This window comes from Clostridium sp. CAG:43, from assembly GCF_000434655.1.
Taxonomy (GTDB): domain Bacteria; phylum Bacillota; class Clostridia; order Lachnospirales; family Lachnospiraceae; genus Otoolea; species Otoolea fessa.
Genome location: NZ_FR895027.1, coordinates 1 through 4,316 on the forward strand (window position 1 = coordinate 1; position 4,316 = coordinate 4,316).

The 4,316-nt window shown below is 50.5% G+C and carries 4 protein-coding genes; all 4 read right to left on the bottom strand.

Annotation, left to right across the window (positions count from 1 at the left end):
* Nucleotides 1-59: 59 nt before the first annotated feature.
* The 4 genes from argF to argJ are packed head-to-tail and all read right to left on the bottom strand — an operon-like array spanning nt 60 to nt 4,270.
* Nucleotides 60-962 carry an ornithine carbamoyltransferase gene (argF, locus tag QVO97_RS02210; protein ID WP_022358782.1) on the bottom strand — a complete coding sequence of 301 codons (903 nt, stop codon included), beginning with the start codon at nt 960-962 and terminating at the stop codon, nt 60-62.
* Between the two features lie 2 nt (nt 963-964).
* Nucleotides 965-2,143 carry an aspartate aminotransferase family protein gene (locus tag QVO97_RS02215; RefSeq protein WP_022358783.1) on the bottom strand — a complete coding sequence of 393 codons (1,179 nt, stop codon included), beginning with the start codon at nt 2,141-2,143 and terminating at the stop codon, nt 965-967.
* A gap of 31 nt (nt 2,144-2,174) precedes the next feature.
* Complete coding sequence (gene argB / locus QVO97_RS02220; protein ID WP_288188685.1) at nt 2,175-3,041, bottom strand: acetylglutamate kinase; 867 nt, start codon at nt 3,039-3,041, stop codon at nt 2,175-2,177.
* The gene (gene argJ, locus QVO97_RS02225; protein WP_022358785.1) at nt 3,041-4,270 is read right to left on the bottom strand and encodes a bifunctional ornithine acetyltransferase/N-acetylglutamate synthase; all 1,230 of its coding nucleotides are present in this window, start codon (nt 4,268-4,270) and stop codon (nt 3,041-3,043) included. Before argJ ends, argB begins: the two co-directional genes overlap by 1 nt.
* Nucleotides 4,271-4,316 lie beyond the last annotated feature (46 nt).

Below are 4,316 nucleotides of genomic sequence, written 5' to 3' on the forward strand. Positions count from 1 at the left end.
CGGAGGGCATTTGGCTTCTGGCGCGTCACCTTGCCATTTTTATGCATTTCTATATATTTCTATTTCATCAGCGTAACCATAACCGCCTTCTGGGCATGCAACCGGTTTTCCGCCTCTTCAAAGATCTCTGACGCATGTTCTTCAAAGATCTTCTCGGTAATCTCCTGTCCACGGTAAGCCGGCAGACAGTGCATTACCATCGCCCCCGGTTTTGCCGCAGCCATCAGTTCATCATTGATCTGATATCCCTGGAATGCCTGCTGGCGGATCTTCTTCTCTTCTTCCTGACCCATGGAAGTCCATGTATCTGTGATGACAACGTCTGCATTTTCCACTGCCTTGATCGGATCATTTACCAGTGTAAATGCGTCATTGCCAGCTGCGAAATCCAGCACTTCTTTCGCCGGACGGTAATTATCCGGAGTTGCGATAGATACCTGCATATCCGATTTCAGGCCGCCTACGATCAAGGAGTTCGCCATGTTGTTGCCATCGCCGATGTAACACATCTTGAGCCCTTTCAGTACGCCGTATTTCTCACGGATCGTCATCAGGTCAGCCAGTACCTGGCACGGATGGCAGAAATCAGTCAAACCGTTGATAATCGGGATAGAACCGTATTTTGCCAGATCCTCCACTTCTTTCTGCTCGTAGGTACGGATCATGATGCCGTCCAGATAACGGGAGAGTACGCGTGCGGTATCCTGTACCGGCTCACCGCGTCCGATCTGTAAGTCACGGGAGGAAAGGAACAGTGCCTGTCCGCCGAGCTGGAACATACCGGTCTCAAACGAAACTCTGGTACGGGTGGATGACTTCTGGAAAATCAGACCGATGGATTTGCCCTCCAGAAGACGATGTGAAATGTGATGTTTCCGCTCATATTTTAACTGATCTGCCAGATCCAGAATCGAGGTAATCTCCTCCGGTGTGCAGTCCAACAGCTTTAATAAATGCTTCATGTCTAAAATACCTCCCTCATAGCAACGATTGCCTCGTCCATCTCCTCTTTCGTGATAACAAGCGGCGGAAGCAGACGGATCGCCTCTGTACCGGCTGTCAGGACCAGGACGCCTTTCTCCATCAACTGACTGACCATCGCAGCTCTCTCGTCTTTGTCCACTACGATGCCTAACATCAGTCCCATGCCGCGAACGGTTTTTACCTTCGGAGAGCCGATCGCTAAAATCTCCTTTTTCAGGTACTCGCCCTTTTCCTGAACCGATTTCAGGAATTCCGGCTTATTTACGATATCTAATACAGTATTGGCAGCCGCACAGCAGAGCGGATTGCCGCCGAAGGTTGTACCGTGCGTACCGGCACCCAGTACATCCTGGCATTTCTTATCCGCCATGACAGCACCGATCGGAACGCCGCCGCCGAGTCCTTTTGCCATGCTGATGATGTTCGGCTGAACGCCGTACTGCTCATAGCAGAACAGGCTTCCGGTACGTCCGATGCCCGTCTGAACCTCGTCAATCAGAAGCAGGATGTCCTTCTCCTTGCAGATCTCGGCAGTTGCCTGTACAAATTCCTTATCAAGCGGAAGGACGCCGCCCTCGCCCTGAATCATCTCCATCATGACAGCGCAGGTCGTATCATCAATCTTGCGCTTCATGTCTTCGATATCATTGGCTGCCGCATAATCAAATCCTTCCGTGAATGGGAAGAAATACTGATGAAACTTGTCCTGTCCGGTTGCCTTTAATGTCGTCACGGTACGTCCGTGGAAGGACTGTTTCAGCGTGATAATCTTATTTCTTCCCTCGCCGTATTTGTCAAAGGAATACTTTCTTGCCAGCTTGATCATGCCCTCGTTGGCTTCCGCACCGGAGTTTGCAAAAAAGATTTTTCCCATTCCGGCTGAATCGACCAACTTCTTTGCTACCTGCACCATCGGCTCGGTGTAATACAGGTTGCAGGCGTGCATCAGCTTATGTGCCTGCTCCGATACCGCAGTTGTCAGCGCCTCGTTGTCATGGCCAAGACTGTTGACACCGATGCCGGAGGTCAGATCAATGTATTTCTTTCCGTCCGTATCCCACAGCGTCGCGCCTTTTCCGTGATCCAGCGCAATCGGGAAACGTCCGTATGTGTGCATAATATAAGTTTCTTCGCCCTGTTTGATTTCTTCAAATGTCATAAAAATCCTCCATGCATCTTTCAAACTTTGTTTATGAGAACATGGTTCCTACACCGTCATCGCTCAAAAGCTCGACCAGAATCGAGTGCGGCACACGACCATCCTGGATATTGGCACGTTCTACACCCTGGCGTACTGCCTCAACACAGCAGTCTACCTTCGGAATCATGCCGCCAGAGATCACACCCTCTTTGATAAGCGCCGGAACCTCAGAAACTTTCAGTCTCGGAATCAGTGTCGAATCGTCTTTCGGATCGCGCATCAGACCGCATACATCCGTCAGAAGAATCAGTTTTTTCGCTTTCAATGCTACCGCCAGCTTCTCCGCTGCCGTATCTGCATTGATGTTATAGTTCGTCTCCTCGTCCATGCCTGCTGCCACGGAGGAAACAACCGGGATAAAGCCCTCATTTAAAACGTCGAGAACAACTTTCTCATTAACCTCTTTCACATCTCCCACATAGCCGTATTCCGTTCCATCCGGATCGACTAACCGGATCGCCTTGAAGAGTCCGCCGTCCATGCCGCCCAGACCAACGGCACGTCCGCCTGCTTTCTCAAACAGGGAAACAAGGTTTTTGTTGACCTTGCCGCAGAGAATCATCTGGACAATGTCCATCGTTTCTCGGTCTGTGTAGCGCAGACCTTTGACAAATTTAGACTCTTTTCCGATTTTTTTGAGCATCTCCGAAATTTCCGGACCACCGCCGTGTACCAGCACGACCTTGATGCCTACCAGATTTAAAAGGACGATATCCTCGATCACCGCCTGCTTTAAATCTTCATTAATCATGGCGTTTCCGCCGTATTTTACAACGATAATTTTACCAGCATATTCCTGAATATATGGCAGCGCCTCTACCAGGACTTCTGCGCTCATTTTTGATCCTGTTTTCATCACGTCCGATAATCTCCATTAATCTTCACATAATCATAGGTCAAATCGCATCCCCAGCAGGTAGCGCTTCCGCTGCCTTCCTGAAGTGTTACATTGATCTCCACTTCATCCTGGCTTAAGATTTTCTTTGCCAGATCTTCATCAAAATCGAGTCCCCTGCCGTCCTCACAGACTGCAATGCTGCCCTCTTTGGAGGCAAACTCGACTAACACTTTCTCCGTGTTAAACGCAGCTCCGGAATAACCCATCGCGCAGAGAACGCGTCCCCAGTTCGCATCGGAACCGAACATTGCTGCTTTGGTCAGGGAAGAACCGGCGATGGATTTTGCCAGTACCTCGGCTGTCTCCTCATCCTTCGCTCCCTTCACGGTACAGGTCATCAGCTTGCTTGCGCCCTCGCCGTCTGCCGCAATCTTACGAGCCAGATCCTGCATGACTGCCTGCAATGCCTCGCAGAATGCCTCGTATGCCGGACCTTCTGCAGTAATCTCCGCATTGCCAGCCATACCATTTGCCAGAACGGTACACATATCGTTGGTGGAGGTATCGCCGTCAACGGTCACACGGTTGAAGGTACGTTTTACATTGAATAACAGCGCCTTGCGGATCATCTCGCTGCTGACTGCACAATCGGTTGTGATGAAGCACAGCATCGTTCCCATATTCGGGTGGATCATACCGGAACCTTTGCAGATACCGCCGATGTGGCAGGTTATACCGCCGATGTGGCAGGTTGTTCCATCTATATCAAATTCAACCGCGATCGTCTTCACTTTTGTATCGGTCGTCATGATCGCTTCTGCGGCTGCCAGGGAGTTGTCATATTTCATCTCCATCTCGCCTGCATGAGCCTCGATCGCCTCAACCGGAAGCGTCTGACCGATGACGCCGGTCGATGCTACGATTACATTTTCCTCCGAAACGCCCAGCGCACGCGCGCCTGCCTTTGCCTGTCTTCTTGCATTCTCCATGCCAAACGGAGCGCACGCGTTCGCATTACCGGAATTGACAATAACCGCCTGTGCCTTTCCGTCGGCCAGATGTTCCTTTGTCAGTAAAATCGGTGATGCCTTGACGCGGTTGGTCGTATAAACCGCCGATGCGTTGCAGACACAATCCGAAAGGATCATCGCCAGATCCTTTTTTGTATGAGATTTGCGGATTCCGCAGCGCATCGCGCCCGCTTTAAATCCTTTTGCAGCACAAACGCCGCCTTCGATTATCTTCATATGACATTCCTCCTGTCATTTTTAATGTACTCTCGGAATCTTTCTG

Coding starts and splice junctions, on each gene's coding strand:
- argB (WP_288188685.1), bottom strand. CDS start 3,041: ATGAAAACAGGATCAAAAATGAGCGCAGAAGTCCTGGTAGAGGCGCTG.
- argF (WP_022358782.1), bottom strand. CDS start 962: ATGAAGCATTTATTAAAGCTGTTGGACTGCACACCGGAGGAGATTACC.
- QVO97_RS02215 (WP_022358783.1), bottom strand. CDS start 2,143: ATGACATTTGAAGAAATCAAACAGGGCGAAGAAACTTATATTATGCAC.
- argJ (WP_022358785.1), bottom strand. CDS start 4,270: ATGAAGATAATCGAAGGCGGCGTTTGTGCTGCAAAAGGATTTAAAGCG.